General features: G+C 73.1%; 9 protein-coding genes and 1 pseudogene. 5 read left to right on the forward strand and 5 right to left on the reverse strand.

Features of this window, described 5'->3' with window-relative positions; translation table 11 throughout:
• Positions 1 to 212 precede the first annotated feature (212 nt).
• On the forward strand, positions 213 to 4619 hold the full coding sequence (locus ABD52_RS11835; RefSeq protein WP_047891829.1) for an FG-GAP-like repeat-containing protein: 4407 nt from the start codon (positions 213 to 215) through the stop codon (positions 4617 to 4619).
• An 89-nt stretch (positions 4620 to 4708) separates the two neighbouring features.
• Here the strand turns inward: ABD52_RS11835 and ABD52_RS11840 are convergent, their stop codons facing one another.
• The gene (locus ABD52_RS11840) at positions 4709 to 5584 is read right to left on the reverse strand and encodes a sulfotransferase domain-containing protein (protein ID WP_047891830.1); all 876 of its coding nucleotides are present in this window, start codon (positions 5582 to 5584) and stop codon (positions 4709 to 4711) included.
• A 243-nt stretch (positions 5585 to 5827) separates the two neighbouring features.
• Here ABD52_RS11840 and ABD52_RS11845 point away from each other — a divergent pair, with 243 nt between their 5' ends.
• Together ABD52_RS11845 and ABD52_RS11850 are read left to right on the forward strand one after the other, a co-directional pair.
• Positions 5828 to 9100: a hypothetical protein gene (locus tag ABD52_RS11845; RefSeq protein WP_047891831.1), complete on the forward strand. Its 3273-nt coding sequence runs from the start codon at positions 5828 to 5830 to the stop codon at positions 9098 to 9100.
• Between the two features lie 45 nt (positions 9101 to 9145).
• Entirely contained in the window at positions 9146 to 9571 is a 426-nt protein-coding gene (locus tag ABD52_RS11850) for a VOC family protein (RefSeq protein ID WP_047891832.1), read from the forward strand.
• Between the two features lie 3 nt (positions 9572 to 9574).
• Here ABD52_RS11850 and ABD52_RS11855 read toward each other — a convergent pair whose 3' ends face one another.
• From ABD52_RS11855 to ABD52_RS11865, 3 genes are all read right to left on the reverse strand, one after another.
• A complete protein-coding gene (locus tag ABD52_RS11855) occupies positions 9575 to 10564 on the reverse strand; it encodes a BtrH N-terminal domain-containing protein (protein ID WP_047891833.1) in 990 nt (329 codons plus the stop codon).
• The gene (locus ABD52_RS11860; protein ID WP_047891844.1) at positions 10561 to 11640 is read right to left on the reverse strand and encodes a DUF3800 domain-containing protein; all 1080 of its coding nucleotides are present in this window, start codon (positions 11638 to 11640) and stop codon (positions 10561 to 10563) included. The genes ABD52_RS11855 and ABD52_RS11860 overlap by 4 nt, the downstream gene beginning before the upstream one ends.
• A 77-nt stretch (positions 11641 to 11717) precedes the next feature.
• Complete coding sequence (locus ABD52_RS11865; protein WP_013474658.1) at positions 11718 to 12287, reverse strand: DUF4240 domain-containing protein; 570 nt, start codon at positions 12285 to 12287, stop codon at positions 11718 to 11720.
• A gap of 93 nt (positions 12288 to 12380) precedes the next feature.
• On the opposite strand from ABD52_RS11865, the gene ABD52_RS11870 reads away from it, so the two are divergent.
• Positions 12381 to 13322 carry a daunorubicin resistance protein DrrA family ABC transporter ATP-binding protein gene (locus tag ABD52_RS11870; RefSeq protein WP_013285168.1) on the forward strand — a complete coding sequence of 314 codons (942 nt, stop codon included), beginning with the start codon at positions 12381 to 12383 and terminating at the stop codon, positions 13320 to 13322.
• Complete coding sequence (locus tag ABD52_RS11875) at positions 13319 to 14065, forward strand: ABC transporter permease (protein WP_013285167.1); 747 nt, start codon at positions 13319 to 13321, stop codon at positions 14063 to 14065. The genes ABD52_RS11870 and ABD52_RS11875 overlap by 4 nt, the downstream gene beginning before the upstream one ends.
• Here ABD52_RS11875 and ABD52_RS11880 read toward each other — a convergent pair.
• Positions 14049 to 17186: pseudogene (locus tag ABD52_RS11880) on the reverse strand (BTAD domain-containing putative transcriptional regulator). The gene ABD52_RS11875 and the pseudogene ABD52_RS11880 sit on opposite strands and share 17 nt — an antisense overlap.
• Positions 17187 to 17195 lie beyond the last annotated feature (9 nt).

A 17195-nucleotide genomic window follows, 5' to 3' on the forward strand; every position in this document is an offset into this window, starting at 1 on the left:
CGTGGCGCGATCAATGTGCCACGTTTCCGGCCGATACAAGATCACGAATTGGTAACACGGACCCGTTGGCATCGGCGCAAAAGCATTGCAGCAAGTGCGAAAGGGAAAGCACGCTGTAACGAAGAACATTCCCCGAGCCGGGTTCCGCTGGTTCACTGTGCCCGCCATCGGACGCGCACCCGCGCGTCCCTCGACACGGGGGAGATTTCGTCATGCCCGCAATCCGGCCTCCACGCCGAACGAGGGCCGCCTCGTTCGCGACTGCGGCCATCCTTGTCGTCAGCACCGGCGTCGTCTGGCCCGGCTCGATCGTCTCCGCGTCACCGGACGGCTACGCCGGCGCGCCGGTGCCGACCGGCGCCGTCGACGCCCCGCTGGGCGTCGAGAAGGCGTTGGCCCAGGCACGCCGGACCGGGAAGTCCGTAGAGGCGACCGCGACCGGCACGTCCACCTCCGTCGTCACGGCCCTGCCCAACGGTCAGGTTCGCCTGACCCAGCACGCCACGCCCATGCGGAAGATGGTCGACGGCACGTGGAAGGATCTGGACGCGACACTGGTCCGGCAACCGGACGGCACCATCGCTCCCAGGCTGACGACCAGCGAGGTGAGCATCTCCCCCGGCGGTTCGACGCCGCTGGCCGAGCTGACATCCGGTGACCGCACCCTCACCGTGGACGCGCCCGTGCCGCTTCCCGCGCCGACGCTGTCCGGCCCGACCGCCACCTACCGGCAGGTGCTGCCCGACGTCGACCTGGTGGTCAGGGTCGACCGCAACGGCGGCTTCTCCCACGTCTTCGTGGTGCACACACCGAAAGCCGCCGCCAACCCGGCACTCCGAACGCTGACCCTCGGCACCGTGGCGAACGGCTTCACTCTCGACGTCGACGGGACCGGCAACATCGCCGGCCGGGACCGGGCCGGCGCCACGGTACTGTCCGCGCCCGCGCCGATCATGTGGGATTCGAGCGCGTCCCGGGCGACCGGCCCGGCCGCCCGCAGCGCCCCGAACTCGACCGCCGCCGCGCCCGGCCGGGCCGCACGGACGGCGCCGATCAAGGTACGCATGCAGGGTCGGCAGCTTCACCTCACTCCGGATCAGGCCCTCCTGACCGGCGCGAAGACGACGTACCCGGTGTACATCGACCCGACGTTCACGTGGACGCCCGCCGGGTCGTCCCGGGGCGGCTGGGCCAGCATCTCCTACCAGCACCAGTCCACGAACTACTGGATGACCACACCCGATCCGGCCGACCGGATGCAGGTCGGCAACTCGGGCGTACAGCGCTCGAACACGCTGATCAACTTCTCGATCCCGGTGAGCACCCTGACCAACGCCGAGATCAACTCGGCGCTTTTCAAGATTACGAATACGCGGTCGTGGAGTTGCGACCCCAAGCAGGTGAACGTCTACGCACCCAACACGGTCCTGAGTAGCAGCAACGCCACCTGGAACTTCTGGGAGGGCCAGAGCGCCGGGCCGCTGGCCGCGTCCAAGAGCTTCGCGTACGGATACAGCGGGTGCGCGGCGAACGGTGTGTCGTTCGACGTCAAGGCCCAGATCCAGCGGGACATCAGCGACAACCACAAGACCCGCACCCTGTGGCTGAAGGCGGCGAGTGAGGCGAGCGACCCGCAGAGCTGGAAGGAGTTCCTGGAGACGAGCCCGACGCTCGAGATCCAGTACAACCACAAGCCGAACAAGCCCACCGGCCTGACCACCTCGCCGAAGACCACCTGCGCAGGCGGTTCGACTGTCGGCGACGCCTCCGTCTCCCTCTACGCGCCGGTCTCCGACCGCAACGGCGCGGTTCTCGGGGTGTCCTTCCGGGTCACCCGCAAGAGCGACGGTGCGGTGGTCGCGACGTCCGACCCGAACAAGCTGACCTCCGCCTCGGGCGCCACGTCGGTACTCGTGGTCTCACAGGCCACCCTGCGCCAGTACGCCGGCTACACCGGCCCCGGCACCGGCGCGGTCACGGCCTTCACTTGGAGGGTCCAGGCCACCGACTTCCGTACGGCGAGCGACTGGTCGGACACCTGCACGTTCAACTTCGACCCGACCCGCCCTGGTCACCCCGAGGTGACGAAGCCGACGGAGGCCGTCATCGGCCAGCCGGCGAGCTTCACCATCACCGCGGCCGGGGGCACCACGCCGAGTGGCTACCTCTACCAGCTCAACGCCGGCGCGCCGGTCCAGGTGGCGAACGCCGGCGCCGACGGCACCACGGTGACGATCCTCCCCACCCGCTACACCAACACGCTCACCGTCACCAGCCTGTCCCCCGGCGGCAACATCGGCGACTCCGAGAGCGTGACCTTCAACGCGGATCCGGCGGCCCTGGCTGCCGACGGTGACATGACCGGGGACGACGTGCCCGACCTGGTCGCCACCGGCGGCGTGAACGGGTTGCCGGCCGGGCTCTGGCTCACCGAGGGCGGGTCGGACGGGCCGCCCGCACCCGCGACGAACATCGGGGCCAAGGGCAACGGCCTGACGAAGCCCGGATCCGCCCGGGACTACGACGGCGCACAAGCCGTCACCGGTCGGTTCTCCGGCTACGCGCTGCAGGACGTGCTCGTCTACTACACCTCCGGGCCGTTCGCCGGCGGCGGCACTGTGCTTCGCACGAACGGCGACGGGTCGGTCATCCAGCCGTCCGCGGACGACACCCAGTACACGATCCAGCGCGAGGCCCTCACCGACGAGGCTGGGGAGTCGCCGTTGCAGGTGGCCAACGCCGGTGACGCCCGGGGCACCGGATCGTGGCACAACGATCTCATCGGGACCAGCGGAAACGACTCCGTCGGCTACTCGCTCACCTACTACCCGTCGACCGGTGCCGGGATGTTCCAGCAGGTCACCCGCACCTCAGCCACCACACCGGACGGCGGCGTCGACTGGAACAACTGGACCATCGCCACGGCGCAGGTGACCACCAGCACCGGCACGAGCACGGCGATGTTCCTCTGGAAGCGCAGTACCGGCGCACTTCATCTCTGGACCGGCATCGGCATCGACATCGACAACGGCCAGATGACCTACACCCCGTACGTGATCGCCGCGTCGGGCTGGAACACCGGCGCGGCCGTGCGCCTTCGGGCCGCCGACGTGAACAACGACGGAAACCCGGATCTCTGGGCGATCGGTGACGGCGGCCTGAGCAAGATCTGGCGGGTCACCGGCCTGGCCGGCACCGCGGGGACCATCGCCGCCGACACCGATCGTAAGATCGTCACCGCTGACCACGCCTGGCACTTCGGCGAAGCGACGGAAGGGCCGGCGAGCGCCGTTCCGGCGCAGGACGCGGTCGGTAGCCTGGCGGCGACGGGTAGCGGGGCGGCGGCCTGGCACTCCGGCGACCTGTTCGATCCGAGCATCGACCTCGACGGCGTCGACAGCACTCTGACCACGCCCTCGTCAGCGGTGACCACCAATGCCGAGTTCTCGCTGTCGGTCTGGGCGAAGCCGGACGCCAGCGGCGGCACCGTCGTCTCCCAGGACGGCGTCAACACCGCGAGCTTCAGGTTGTGGGCCGAGGCGAGCGACAACTCCTGGCGGTTCGCCATGTCGCGCAGCGACGTCGCGAGCCCGGTCTGGGACACGGTCAGCAGTGGCGCCAACACCGTACGGCTGGGCGCCTGGACGGAGTTGACGATCACGTTCAGACCGGCCGGCGGAAACCTCAGCAGCATGTACCTCTACGTCAACGGACGCGGGGTCGGTTCGGCGGCGCACTCCACCACCTGGCACGCGGACCGGAGCATGCGCTTCGGCGGCACGCGCACCGGGAGCGCATCCGTCGGCAGCTACTTCAACGGTCAGTTGTCCACCGTCCAGACGTGGAAGTCGGTGGTGCTCAGCCCGAGCCCGGCCCAGCACGACCTGACCGGTGACGGCAAGCCGGACATCGTCACCGCCGACTCGGCCGGCAACCTCTACCTCCGGCCGCACACCGGCGGCACCGGCATGTCCACCTTCGGCACGCCGGTGAAGATCGGTGTCGGCTGGGGAAGCCTGCGTTGGGACATCTACGACTGGACCCAGGACGGCCTTGCCGACGTCATGATGGTCGACACGGTCGGCGACCTGTGGGCGTACCCGAACGCCAGCGGTGCGCCCAGCTCGGGCAGACGTGCGCTGGTCGGTTCGATGTGGGGTGACTACACCCACGCGACAGGTAACGCGAACCGCGCTGCGAAGCCGGATCACTTCGGGATCAAGAACTCGACCGGCGAACTGTTCTACTACCCGAACGGCTGCTGCAAGGTCCTGGTGGGTCGCTCCGGGTGGTCGAACTACCGCATCTACCCGGCCGACTTCAACCGGGACGGACTCGACGACCTCATCGCTATCGATCCGGCGGGTGACATGTTCTATTACCCGAACACCGGACAGGCCGGACGGGTGATGTTCGGCGCCAGGAAGCAGATCGGTAACGACTGGGGCCCGTACCGGGTCGCTGTCGCCGACATCAACTCCGACGGCCTCCCGGATGTCCTCGGTGTCGACTCGAGTGGGAACGCGTGGGTCTACACGGGCCGCCCTGACGTGAGCCTCAACAACCGCTACCAGGTGGCCAGCGGCTGGACCACCACGGTGGTCAAGGCGATCGGCTGAGCCGAAAGGAACAGGATCCGGTGCTCGGCGGTGAGGACCGCCGGGCACCGGATCACCGTTTGTGAAGCGGCAGGAGCATACGGCGATCGTCAGCGGGCGGGGGTCTCGTCCCGGGCGGGGTAGCCGAGGATCTCCGCGAGGTCACCGGCCGCCTTCGTGTACGCGGCGTAGATGTCGTCGTCGAAGTGGTTGCGCCAGTCGCCGGACGCACCCTTGCGGTAGTGGGAGATCCGCCCGGGGGTCTCCTTGGACTTCTTCATCTTGGTGAAGCTGTAGCGCGCCAGCAGGGACTCCAGCTCGGCCGGCGGCAGCGTGATGCCGCAGTGCCGCAGGAGCTGGTCGACCTCGTCGGCCTGCCGCTCGCCGGTGAGGTCCTCGTAGCGGAACAGCCGGAACGTCTCGGCGCTCGGTGCGACCGCCCAGGACCTCATCTGCCCGAACTGCTTCTTGTCGCGCAGGCGGTCGATGACGTAGAGCATGCCCTCCTTCTTCGGCAGCTCCTGGAGGGCCTTGCGTGCCTGCGGGATGTCGCCCATCGGGGCGTGCGAGTTGCGCAGCGAGAAGTAGCTGGAGACGACAACGTCGCGCGGGTCGCGGATCACGAAGAACGCGCGGTAGCTGCCGGCCTTGGGCACCGCCTCGAACCGCTTGTGGGAGAGGAAGATCGCCAGGCCGATGCGGCCGGCCGGCACCGGCGCGGTCGCCCCGCCGGAGTAGAAGCGCGGGTCGTAGGGCAGCATCCCGCAGTGGCGGTAGACGGCCGGGTCGCTGAACAGCGCCTTGATCCACTGGCTGCCGGTCTTGCGGACGGTGCAGTGGAAGATGTTGTCGAACTCGCTACGGGCCACCACCGGAACGGTGAGTCGCATGCGGGCGTTGCGCGCTTCCATCTGCGCCCGCCGGGCCTTGACGCGCAGAGAATTCGGCGAATTGTGCTTGGCGAATTCGACGGCCCGATTAATCATTTCCCAACCTCATCCGGACCCCGCGGAGCAGGGGCAGCACGAACACCTTTCCGCACGTCACGCAGGTGAAGTCCGCAGACCTCGCCTGCTCCGCCCCGCGCCCCGACGCGCCGCTAGGAATATCCCCGACGGTCCGATTGATGTCAATCCCGGGCGGCTGGGAGAACGCTGAAAATCTACTATTTCCATAGGAGTTGCGGAATAAGCGCGACGGGCACCCGCCGCCACCCGCGCACCGGCACAATGAGCGCCGTGCTCACCGCCACCCGCGACCTGCTGACCGTCCTCGACCCGCTGTCCCACCGCGACCGGACGCGGCGTCTCGTGGCATGGGCACGCACCGCGCCCGACCGTGCGCAGGTCTGCGCCGACCTGCGCCGGCACGGCCCCTACGAGCGGCGTCTCGCGCTGCTCGCCGCGCTGGCCAGCCGGGACACCGCGGCCGTCCTGGCCGCGACGTTCGACCCGGAACCCTCGATCGCCGCCACCGCGCTGACCGCCGCCGTGCGGGCCGGCGTGACGCCCGCCGACCTGACCGACCAGCCGGCCGGCGCGCGGCGGCGCGTCTACCGGGCGCTGCGCCGCAACCCGGTGCCGGCCGTCGCCGACGCGCTGATCATCGGGGTACGCGAGCGGTTCGGCGACCACGAGGCCGCCGCGCTGCTGCCGGCCTGCGGCCCCGAGACGGTACGGGCCTGGCTGCCCGACCTGGAACACGCGCTGAACCCGGAACGGCTGATGCGGACGCACAGCGACATCGTGCTGGCGCGCACCGGTGAGCGGCTCGCCGCGGCCCCGCCCGAGTCGCGCGGGCGGATCTGGGCGGAGGCCGCCGGCGCGGTGCTGCGCGGTGAGCCCGCGCGGGCCCTGGACCTGCTCGACGCGTACGCGCCCGAGGAGTCGCTGCCCGGCCCGATCGTCGCGTACGGGCGGCTCGCCGCACACGACGCGCGCCGGGTCGTACGCCTGCTCACGTCGCCCGGCCGCGCGGCCTGGCTGGCCCGGACCGTGCTGCCCCGGGCGCTGCTGCTCCGCCTCACCACGCTGCCCACTGGTGAACTGGTCCCGCTGGCCGCCCGGCTGCGGGAGCACGACCGGGCGCTCGCCGCGTTGCTGCGCGCCGTGCCGCCGAGCCGCCGCGCCGAGCTGTACGACGGAGCGCTGGCCGACACCGACACCACGGCGCTGCTACCCGGCGCCGCGGTGATGGAGGTGCTGCCGGCGGCGGTACGGGCACGCGAGGCGGCCCGCGTGCTGACCCTCCCGTCCGTCCGGGAGCGGGAGGAGCAGGTGCGGTTCTGGAGCGCGTACCTGCCGTGGCCGGAGGCGTCCGCGTCGGCGAGCGCGGCGCTGCGCTCCGGCGACGCGGACGAACGGGCGGACGGGTGGCGGCTGCTGGTGGCGGCCGCGCGCCGCTCCCGTGATCCGCGGACGGTGGCCCAGGTGGTGGTCCGGCTGGGCCGGCTGCGCAACGAGCAGGACCCGGTACGCGCCGCAGCGCTCACCGCGCTGGCCACTGCGGCGCCGCTGCTCACCGCCACGAACGCGGGCGGGCTGACCGGGCTCACCACCGACGCGGTCGACGCGCGGGACACCTCGGCGACCACCACCACCGCGTTGAGCCGGCTCGCCGTCGACGTCCTCACCCACCACGTGGACGTGCCGGAACTGGTCGAATGGGCACTGCGCACGATCGACGCGGTGAGCAGCGACGCGAACGTGCCGGTGCTGCGCCGGCTCGACACGGTGCTGCGCCACGGCCAGGAGAGGGTGGTGTTCGACCGGCTGCGCGGCCGGATCGAGGCCGGCATGGCGCGCGGCCGGTACGGACTGCTGTTCGCGCTCACCCACGCGCTCGGCCGGCGCGCCTGGCGTCTGCCGGAGCTTCAAGACCTGCTGCGCCGGACGATCGGGCCGGGCACCCTGCCCGCTGTGGCCCGTACGGCCGTCGGGCTGTGGCTCGCCGATCCGCGTACCCGCTCGCGGCGCGTCGCCGAGGTGCTCGACGTCGACGCGTCGGCGGTGGCGATCCACGAGGTGTGGGCGATCGTCTGCACGTCCCGCACCGACCTGCTCGACCGCGTGCTGGACCGGCCGCCGCGCGGCCGGTTCGTGGAGAACGGGAAGCGGTGGGTGCCCGGCCCGGCGCCGCGGGCACAGCGGTGGCTCCCCCGCCACCAGGAACGCTTCGTGGCGCTGCAGGCGCGCGTCGTCGCCGACTCCGGTCACCGGGTGTGGCAGCGGGCGGCGGCGATCCGGGCCGCCGCCGGGGCCGGCCCTGCCGGACGCGAGATGGTGCTGCGCCACGTCGACGCGTCCGAGGTGCCGGTCGCCGAGGCGGCGCTGGGCGCGCTGGCCTGGACCGACCGGCCGGACGAGGCGTTCCCGCTGCTGCTCCGGTACGCCGACGGCGACCGGGCCCGCGTCGCGCTGTACGCCGCCGGACGAGCCGCCCGCCACGTCCCGCCGACCCGGCTGGCCGAGTTGCTGGGCGGGGTGCTCACCGGCGCCGCGAAGGTCACCAGCCGCAAGGAGGCCGCGCGGCTCCTGGCCCGCTACGCGCAGGTGGACGTGATGGTGGTGCTCGAGGAGGCGTACGCCGATCCGGGCACGCACCGCGACGTGCGCGCGGCGATCGTCTCCGCCGCCCGGCAGCGGCTGGGCACCGAGGCGACCTGGGCCGTGCTGCGCGCGGCGGTGCACGCCGGCCGGGAGGAGCGGCGGGCGGTGCTCGGCGCGTACCCGTCGGGGATCTCGGAGCGCCACCGCCGCGCCTACGCCGCGCTGGTGGTGCAGGCGTGCCGGGCCGACGACCGGGAGGTCCGGCGCGCGGCGTTCGACGCGCTCGGCGAGTGGTCGCCGTGGCTGACCGACGTCACCGACCTGGTCGTGGACCGGCTCACCGACCCGGACGAGACGACGCCGGCCATCGGGGTGGCGAACCTGCTGCGGGCCGGTGGCGACACGGCGTTCCGGGCCGCGCTGGCCCGGCTGGTGGAGCGGGACGCGGCCGACGACGACCCGGGCGGCCCGGCCGCCGACCGGCCCGCCCGGCGGCGCGTCGAACTGCTCACGGAGGGCGCGGCCCTCTGGTCCGACAGCCGCCCCGCCGGCGCCGACCGGGCCGGGCTGGTCGAGGCGGCGCGGTGGCTCGCAGGCCAGGACGGCTTCCTGGGTACGGCCACCGGGCTGCTCGTCGAACTCGGCCGGCTCGACGAGCTGGACGAGGTCGCCGCACTCTGCGCCGGCCGGCCCGTGGTAGCGGTCCGCACCGCGCAACGCGTCGGCGATCGCCTGCTCACCATGCGGCGGCGGCCCGATCCGGCGGCCCTCGCCGAGACGGTGGACCACCTCGCCGGGCGCGGAGACCTGGCCGCTGGCCTGTTCGCGGTGGCGCTGGTCGCGCACGGGTCGGAGTTCGGCTGGAAGACGCCGTGGCGGGACCTGCTCGTCGGGTTGCGCCGTCATCCGGACGCCGACGTACGGGAGGCCGCGTACACGCTCGACATGAGCTGACCACGCCGGGCGTCGCCCTATGCTCGGAGCGTGACGCTTCAGCGGATGGATCACGTCAGCGTAGTGGTGGACGACCTGCCGGCCGCGATCGCCTTCTTCACCGAACTCGGGATGGAGGTGGAGGGCGAGATGCCGGTCGAGGGGCAGTGGGTGGACCGGGTCAACGGCATCGACGGCGTGCGGGTCGACATCGCGATGATGCGTACGCCGGACGGCCACGGCAAGCTCGAACTGACGCGGTTCCGGGCGCCGGCACTCGTCGCCGCCGAACCGCCGGACGCGCCGCCGAACACGCTGGGCCTGCGGTCGGTCATGTTCGCCGTGGACGACGTCGACGACACGGTGGCCCGGCTGCGGGCCCACGGCGGTGAGCTGATCGGTGAGGTGGCGGAGTACGGGGACGTCTACCGGCTCTGCTACCTGCGCGGCCCGGCGGGCGTCATCGTGGCGCTGGCCGAGCAGCTCGGCTGACGCCTACCGCGCGACGACGGCGGCCAGCACCGTCATCGCCTCGCGTTCACGGACGGCCAGGTCGGCGAGGACCACAGACGCGCGGGTCAGGTGGGTGGCGTCCCCGGTCCGCCCGGCGGTGGCGATGTGGTCGGCGACGGCGGTCCACAGCGGCGCGATGTCGGCGTACATCAGCTGTGCCCGGCGCAGGTGGGCGTCACCGGTGACGGTGGCGGCCTCGGCGAGGAAGTCCCGGTACATGGTGCGGAACAGCGCGCCGCCGGTGCCTCCGCGTTCCATCAGCGTCGCGGCGAGCGGAAGGTCGCGTGCCGGATCGGCGGCGCGGTCCAGCCAGCGGGTCACCCGGGCGGCGGCGGTGGCGATCCCCCGGTGGCCGAGGTTGGCGATCGGCGGGTCGAGGAACGCCCCGGCGTTGGCGCGTACCGCCGCGCGGACGGCGGCGTCCAGGTCCGGCGGGCCGCCGGGCGCGGTGAGCGTGTACGACAGGTGGCGCGCGGTCATCGGCCCGCGCGCGGCGCGGGCCCGGGCCAGGCTGTCCAGCGTGGTGGTCACCGCGCCGCCCTGCTGGGCGGTGTCGACCAGGTGGGCGTGTGAGTCGTCGTAGCCGTACACGGCGACTGTGTGCCCGCCGAAGTGGACCCGGGTGGTGAAGTAGTCCAGGTGGTACGAGTCCAGTTGCAGGCCGACCGGGTGCCCGGCGTCCAGCGCCTCGGTGACGTTCCGCCACGCCCTGGCCGCCGACGTCGTCTCCCGGACGCGCAGGTCCAACCCGAGGCGGCCGGCGGCGGCGCGGGTCACGCACAGCGGCTTGGTGCGCCCGCCGAGGAACGGCACGTCCATGCCCTTGGCGTCCCAGTAGACGAAGCCGAGCCCCTCGCCGAGACCGAACAGCATCGGCTCGGACAGGTCCAGGCCCGCGTGCCGGGTCAGCACGCCGAGCGTGGTGGTCTCGCAGTGCACCCCGCCGGTCGGCGTCACGTCGTCGAGAATCACGTCGCCTCCTGTTCCGCCGTCACGGCGCTCGGATCGTGCGTCGCGGCGGCGCCCGGATCGTGCGCTCCAGCGGCGGTGCCCGGGGCGTCCCCGGAGGGCGGGGTCAGCAGCGGGCGCAGCGGTCCGTCGCCGGGGATGCCGGGCATCCGGCGGGCCACCCCGGCGAGCAGGTCGGCGGCCTGGACGCGCGGGTCGTCGCGCGAATCGGTCATCACCAGCCCGGCCAGCGGTGACGGACCGGCCGGGTCGACCGCGGCCAGTGCCGCCTGGAGGCGGCGCAGCCGGTCCTGGGTGAGCGCGCTCTGCTCGTCGTGGATCACCAGCACCGGCCGCCGGCCGCCGCTCCAGTGCAGGACGGTCTCGGCCAGCGCCGGCAGCAGCGGCTCCAGCGGTGGCGGGATCGTCCGGTCGCCCGCGTACAACCTGGCCTGCACCTCAGCCACCCGGGCCGGATCGAGCGCGTCGAGGACCGCGCCGGCCGCCTCGTCGCCGACGTGACGCCGTAACGCGTCCCGCGCGGCGAAGAACCGTTGCACGCTCCGGTCGTCCGCCCGATCCCGACGCTTGGTGCGCAGCATCTCGACGACGGTGGCGAGGAAGACCGCCCAGCCGGGTCCGGCCGCCCGCCCGGCCCGGTGCAGCGCCGCCGCGGCCTGACGCCGGTCACCGGCGAGGCGGGTGCCCGCCGCGTACGACGGCTCGGCCAGCAGCAGGTCGACGACCCGGGTGGCGAGGAAGAACTCCTTGTCGACCAGGTGCACGTGCGCCCGGCCGCGCAGCGCGGACAGGAACCACTCCGCCGCCTCGGCGGCCTCGCGGCGGCGCAGGAACTGCCGGGACTTGACCTCGTCGGGCGAGAACCGGAACCCGGACCGCAGCGTACGGATCAACGCAGCGGCCTCGTCACGGCTCAGGTCGACGCTGGCGTGGACGATCACCGGGGTGGCCGGATCGAGCAGGTTGGTCCCGGAGAAACCGGACTCGTCGCAGGCGATCTCCAGCACCGCGCCGGTCAGCGCCTCGCCGGGTGGCAGCCCACCCTGCAGCGGCAGCCTCGCACCCGTCGACCCGGCCATGCCGACCATGCTCGCCCACCCGGCCCGCGGCGGACCAGCGGTTAACCCGGATCGGGTCGGCGGCGGGTCGCGCCGGCTCATTCCAGCGGCCGGTAGATCGCGGTCAGGCGCGGCAGCCGGGCGTGCATCTGCTCGTCGTCGTCGAAGTCGAAGTCCTCACCGGCCGGGTCGGCCGGCGCCCGGTCGTCTGCAGCCCGGTCGGCGGCGTCCAGCGCCTCCCAGAACGCGTCGGTGCCGGCGCCGGTCGCCTCGGCGTAGGCGTCGCCCGCCGCGCTCAGCACCGCCTCGCACTCGACCGCGTCGTCTTCCGGGTCGACGCCGGCCTCGGCGAGTGAGTCGGGATCGGCGACGGCCCGCTCCCAGACCGCCCGCCCCTGCGCGACCAGCCAGCCGCGGAAGTAGTCGAATCCGTCGTCCGAGCAGCCGCCGCGCATCAGGTAGGCGGCCGCCCACAGGTCCCAGCGCCACGCCTCCAGATTCACGTCGTCGTACGCCTGCTGGAAGCCCACGATCGCTGCCGGGCTCAGCACCGACAGCTCCGCGACGAGGTGCCGGGCCACCGCGTCGGCCCCCTCGGCGGTGACCGTCTCGCGGCCCGCAGCGCCACGCGCCCGCTCCACGATGTCCCAGAACGTCTCCCGATCCACGGCGGGACCGTACGCCGGCCCACCGACAAGCTGTCAGCGGCCGTGTCAGCGCCGTGTCAGGGCGGTGGCGGTACGGCCGCCCATGGTGGTCGCATGACGAGTTCAGCGATAACGGTCTCCGGGCTGCGCAAGGCGTACAAGGACAAGGTGGTGCTCGACGGCATCGATCTGGACGTCCCCGCCGGGACGATCTTCTCCCTGCTCGGCCCGAACGGAGCCGGCAAGACGACAGCGATCAACATCCTGACCACCCTGATCCGCGCCGACGCCGGGTCGGTGCGGGTGGCCGGGCACGACGTCGTCACCGAGGCCAAGGCGGTCCGCGCGGCGATCGGCGTGACCGGGCAGTTCGCGGCGGTGGACGAACTGCTGACCGGGCGGGAGAACCTGCAACTGATGGTCGACCTCGGCCCGCGCAACCGCGTGCCCGGCAAGCGGGTCGTCGCGGAGTTGCTGGAACGGTTCGACCTGGTCGAGGCCGCCGACAAGCCGGTGTCGACGTACTCCGGGGGCATGCGCCGCAAGCTGGACCTGGCGATGACGCTGGTCGGCGAGCCGCGGATCATCTTCCTGGACGAGCCGACGACCGGGCTGGACCCGCGCAGCCGCCGCACCATGTGGTCGATCATCAGGGATCTGGTCGCGGGCGGCGTGACGGTCTTCCTCACCACCCAGTACCTCGACGAGGCCGACCGTCTCGCCGACCGGATCGCGGTGCTCGACCAGGGCCGGCTGGTCGCCCAGGGCACGCCGGAGGAGCTGAAGCGCCGGATCCCCGGCACGCACGTGCGGTTGCGGTTCGGCACCGTCGCCGAACTCGACGCGGCGGCGCTGGTGCTGCCCGAGGCGGTACGCGACGAGGAGGCGCTGGCGCTGCGGGTGCCCGCCGACGGCGGAACCGCGGCGCTGCGCGCCCTGCTCGACCGGCTCGACGCGCACGCGATCAACGCCGACGACCTGTCCGTGCAGACCCCCGACCTCGACGACGTGTTCCTGGCCCTGACGGGCCGTACCCCGGAGGTGGCCGCCAGATGAGCAGAAACCACTCGGTCGTCATGCTGCGCCGCAACCTGACGCACCTGCGCCGCAACCCGACCTCGGTGTTCAACGCGGTGCTGATGCCGATCATCGTCATGCTGATGTTCGTGTACATGCTCGGCGACGCGTTCTCCGTCGGCGTCGACTACGTCGACTACGCGACGCCGGGCCTGATGCTGCTGGCGGTCTGCTACGGCCTCGGCGGCACCGCGACGTCGGTGAACTCCGACATGACCAAGGGCATCATCAACCGTTTCAAGGTCATGCACGTCTCCCGGGGCGCGGTGCTGACCGGCCACGTCGTCGCCACCGTGCTGACGAACGTCCTCGCGGTCGCGGCCCTGGTCGGGGTGGCGTTCCTGCTCGGCTTCCGCCCGGCCGCCGATCCCCTGCACTGGCTCGGCGTGGCCGGCGTGGTGGTGCTGCTCAGCGTCGCCGTCAGCTGGTTCACAGTCGCGCTGGGCCTGTTCGCGAAGTCGCCGGAGTCGGCGGGCATGGCCTCCGTGCCGCTGGTCCTGCTGCCGTTCTTCAGCAGCGCGATCGTGCCCGCGGACAAGATGGGGCCGGGACTGCGGCAGTTCGCCGAGTACCAGCCGTTCACGCCGATCATCGAGACCCTGCGCGGCCTGCTCGACGGCGCGCCGTCGGCCGGCGACGTGATCCCCGCGGTCGTCTGGTGCGCCGGCATCGCGGTGGTCGGCTACCTGTGGGCGCGGTCCACGTTCACGAAGCGAGCGTGATCTCGACCAGCCGCTCCCAGCCGGTCTCCCGGCCCTGTGCGACCGCCTCGGCGAACTCCGCGTCGCCGAGGCGGTCGCGCGCCGCCGCCTCGATCCGCGGCACGTCGGGGTGGGCGCGGTCGGACAGCCCGCGTACCGCGGTGGCGGCGCCGAGCAGCCGCGCCGCGTGGTCCGGCCGGTCCAGCCGCAACGCCAGGTCCGCGACACCGACGAGCACCTGCGCGGTCAGCGGCGCGTAGCCACCCTCGCGCGCCGCGCGGCACGCCGCCGCCCGATGGGTACGAGCCTGCTCGACGTCCTCGGCCAGGTAACCCAGCAGATCCTGGGTGCCCGCCCGGACACTCGCCAGGTCCGCCTCGTCGCCGAGCAGCGCCGACACCGACCGCAGCTGCGCGTACGCCTCGTCCGCGTCACCGTCGTGGCGGGCCAGGTACGCCCGGACCAGCGCCAGCTCGGCCAGCGCGCCCGGCCAGGCGACCCCCGCGGCGAGCCGGTGCGCCTCGGCCAGCGCGGCGGCGCTCGCCGTCTCGTCGCCGCCCAGCCGGTACAGCCAGGCCAGCCGCGCCCGCATCCGGATCACGTCCTCGACGGCGCCGACCTAGGTGACCGCCGCGACTGCCTGCTCGTAGTAGTCGCAGGCGGCGGCGACGTCACCGCGTACGGCGATCAGCTCGGCCAGCTCGCTGAGCGCGAACGAGATCCCGAAGCGTTCACCGACCGCCCGGAACTCGGCGAGCGCCTGCCGCAGGCACGCCTCCGCCTGCGCCGCCTCGACGCCGAGGATGACCCGCAGCTTGCCCAGGTGCAGCCGGGCCAGCGCGCGTACCCACGGGTCCTCGTGGTCGAGCAGCGACTCCCAGGCGGGCAGCAGCGCGTCCGGCTCCCGCAGCATGCGCTCCATCGGCACGACCAGGGCCAGCTCCGGGTGACCACCGTGGCCTTCGCCGCTCAACCGGTACGCCTTGTGGATCCACTCGGCCGCGTGCTGCGCGTCGCCCGGCCCGGAGCTGAGGAACAGCACCACGAGTCCGTACACCACGGCTCGGATGTCGTCGGGCACGTCGCCGGGCGCCTCGGTGGCCGCGATGATCAGTTCCATGCCCTCGGTCCGGTGGCCGCCGAGCCACCAGTACCAGCCGGCGCCGGCCGCGAGCCGCATCGCCTCGCGCCCCTCACCCGCGGCGAGCGCCCCCCGCACGGCTGCGGTGATGTTGTCGTGCTCGGCTTCCAGCCGGGCGAGCCAGGTGAGCTGGTCGGCGCGGCGCAGCCGCGGCTCGGCGGTCTCGGCCAGCTCGGTGAAGTACGCCAGGTGCGCGCGACGGGCGAGGTCCGCCTCCCCCGTCTCGGCGAGCCGCTGCGCGGCGTACTCCTTGATCGTGCCGAGCATGCGGTAGTGCGGCGCGACGTCACCGGCGGCGACCAGCAGCGACTTGTCGGTCAGCGCGGTGAGCAGGTCGAGCACGTCGCCCGGCTCGACGGCGCCGCCGGCGCAGACCCGCTCGGCCGCGTCCAGGCTCGCCCCGCCGGAGAACACCGACAGCCGGCGCAGCACCGCGCGTTCGGCGTCGCTGAGCAGTTCCCAGCTCCAGTCGACCATCGCGCGCAGCGTCCGGTGCCGGGGCAGGGCGGTCCGGCTGCCGCCGGTGAGCAGCCGGAACCGGTCGTCGAGCCGGGTGGCGAGCTGGTCGACGGACATGGTGCGCAGCCGCGCCGCGGCCAGTTCGATCGCCAGCGGCATGCCGTCGAGCGCCCGGCAGATCCGCGCCATCGTCGTCGCGGTACGGGCGTCGAAGGCGAGGTCCCGGCGTACCGCCGCGGCCCGGTCCCGCAGCAGGCGCACGGCGGGCGACGACTCGACCTCGGCGATCGGGGCGTCGCCGTCCGGCAGGCCCAGCGGCGCGACCGGCCACAGCGCCTCCCCGGTGATGCCGAGCGGTTCCCGGCTCGTGGCCAGGATCCGCAGCCGCCGGCACTCGCCGAGCAGCCGGTGCGCCAGCGCCGCCGCCTGGTCGACGACGTGTTCGCAGTTGTCCAGGATCAGCAGCATCTCCCGGTCCCGGATCGCCGCGACGAGCCGGTCGGCCGGTTCCGCGCTGCCCGCGTCGCCGAGCAGCGCGTCGCGCAGGCCGAGCCCGGAGATCGTCGCCTGCACCACGTCCCCGCCGGCGCTGACGGCGGCGAACTCCACCAGCCACACGCCGTCCGGCAGGTCGCCCGTCATCCGGCGCCCGGTCTCCGTGGCCAGCCTGGTCTTCCCGGAGCCGCCCGGGCCGGTGAGCGTGGTGAGCCGGTGCTCGGCCACCAGCGTGCCGACCGCGGTGAGGTCGGCGTCCCGGCCGACGAAGCTGGTCAGCTCGGCGCGCAGGTTGGTGCGGCGGGTGTCCTCCCGGCGTACCGTCTCGCCGCGCAGCAGGGCGACGTGCAGCGCCGACAGCTCCGGCGACGGGTCGGCGCCCAGCGCGTCGGCGAGCGCGTCGGCGGTGCGCTGGTAGACCAGCAACGCCTCGGTGTCGCGGCCGGCCGCGACGAGCGCGCGCATCAGCGCCGTGGCGAGCCGCTCGCGCACGGGATGGGCGGCCACCAGGTCGGTCAGCTCCGGGATCAGGTCGGCCTCCCGGCCGAGCCCGATCTCGGCGTCGTACCGGTCCTCCGTCGCGGTCAGGCGCAGCCGTTCCAGCCGGGTGGCCGCCGCGTCGAGCGCCGGACTGTCGGGCAGGCCGATGTCGCGCAGCGCGTCGCCGCGCCACAGGCCCAGCGCCTCGCGCAGCAGCCGTACCCGCTGCGGCCCGTCGCCGTCGCGGGCCCGGCGGACGAGACGCTCGAACCGTACGGCGTCGACGGCGTCGGGCTCGACGGCGAGCCGGTAGCCGTCGGGCAGCCCGTCGACGGCGCCCGCCGGCAGCGCCTTGCGCAGCCGGGAGACCAGCCGCTGCAGCGCGTTCGCGGCGTCGGCGGGCGGCTGCTCGCCCCAGATCCAGTCGACGAGCGTCGCCTTCGGGACCACGCGGCCGGGCTGGAGCGCGAGGGCGGCCAGCAGCCCGCGCAGCCGCGCGCCCGGCACGTCGGCCGGTACGCCACCGTCCGTGGTGACCTGGAACGGCCCGAGCAACCCGATCTGCACCCGCCGATC

Origin of the sequence: Micromonospora sp. RV43, from assembly GCF_001029515.1 — a bacterium.
GTDB classification, from domain to species: domain Bacteria; phylum Actinomycetota; class Actinomycetes; order Mycobacteriales; family Micromonosporaceae; genus Micromonospora; species Micromonospora aurantiaca.